The organism is Aliterella sp. E5.1 (assembly GCF_057473825.1).
The window spans coordinates 1-1,439 of sequence record NZ_JBYCCV010000356.1 but is presented as its reverse complement, the minus strand read 5'-3'; the positions used below and the strand labels follow the sequence as shown (position 1 = coordinate 1,439).

General features: G+C 46.8%; 1 protein-coding gene and 1 pseudogene. Both read left to right on the top strand.

The window, feature by feature from the left end; genetic code table 11:
• Positions 1–380, top strand: a pseudogene (locus AC2VE5_RS27195) (SAM-dependent methyltransferase); the annotation flags it as partial.
• 35 nt (positions 381–415) lie between these two features.
• Positions 416–1,330: a branched-chain amino acid transaminase gene (locus AC2VE5_RS27190; RefSeq protein ID WP_486890649.1), complete on the top strand. Its 915-nt coding sequence runs from the start codon at positions 416–418 to the stop codon at positions 1,328–1,330.
• Positions 1,331–1,439: the final 109 nt, after the last annotated feature.

Genomic DNA, 1,439 nt, shown 5'->3' with positions numbered 1-1,439 from the left:
AGCATCAAGCCAAGCCAGTTAACTTTGTGGTCACCAAGGCTGCGCTTCATCATCTGCCGGACTTTTGGAAGCAAGTAGCTTTGTTGCGGATCGCTGCGATGCTTAAGCCTGGTGGCATCCTTTACCTGCGGGATGCAGTATTTTCATTTGCCCCCTCAGACTATCAATCTGCCATTAATGCCTGGATTAATCGGGTTGCCCAGCCTCCGGGTCAGGGATTCACCGAAAGCGACTTTGAGATGCATGTTCGAGAAGAACACAGCACCTTTGGATGGATTATTGAAGGTATGCTGAAACAAGCAGGTTTTGAGCTGATTGAAGCTGATTACCTGGCTCCCGAGTATGCTCAGTATGTCTGCCGCAAGCTTGAAACTGGATAAACTCAAGTTCACCAGAGATTGAAACGACTTACCGCATGAACAGTTTTTTGCCCTTTGCTTACTTTCAGGAACAGTTTGTCCCGTTTGCCGAAGCCAAGATCTCCATTGCCACCCATGCTTTGCAGTATGGAACCGCTACAATTGGGGGGCTGCGGGGCATCCCTGATCCAGATCATCCCCAGCAAGTACTGCTGTTTAGATTAGATCGTCACTGTCGTCGGCTCAGTGACAGCGCCAGATTCTTAGACTTTGACCTGCCAGCGGCAAAAATTGAGAAAACCATTGTTGAATTTGTTCAAAAAAATCGCTCGGAAAATTCTTTTTATATCCGCCCCTTTATTTACACCTCTGGCTTGGGAATTGCCCCTAGAATTCATGATATTGAGAAAGACTTTTTTATATATGGGTTAGAGCTAGGAGATTATTTATCCCCCGAGGGTGTCAGTTGTCGATTTAGCTCCTGGCATCGTCAAGAAGATCGCAGTCTGCCCCTGCGCGGAAAAATGAGTAGTTCCTACATTGCGTCGGCCCTGGCTAAAACGGAGGCCGTTACCTGCGGGTTTGATGAAGCAATTATGATGAACTCCCAAGGCAAGGTCAGTGAAGCCTCAGGGATGAATATCTTTGTGGTTAGAAACGGGCAACTCATTACCCCAGGGTTTGATCAGGATATTTTAGAGGGCATCACCCGCGACAGCATTCTTAAAATCGCCCAAGATTTAGGGATTCAAACCATAGAAAGGCCGATTGATAAGTCTGAGCTGTTGATTGCCGATGAGGTTTTTTTAAGTGGTACCGCTGCTAAGATTGCCCCGGTCAAGCAGATCGAAAATTATGAGTTACCAGCCAGTAGACCGATCTCTAAAATGCTGCGAGAAAAGCTAATAGCGATTATGGCAAATCAAGATCCAAACTACAGCAGTTGGGTATACAAGGTGTCTGTCAAGTAAATCCTTGAACAACGATTACGGGAACTTCTAGCCTGGGGGCGACAGCCAGCCCATGAAGATTATTTACTCCTCTGCCCTCTTGAGACGAATTTGGCCCAATCGCTATCCT

Coding starts and splice junctions, on each gene's coding strand:
- AC2VE5_RS27190 (WP_486890649.1), top strand. CDS start 416: ATGAACAGTTTTTTGCCCTTTGCTTACTTTCAGGAACAGTTTGTCCCG.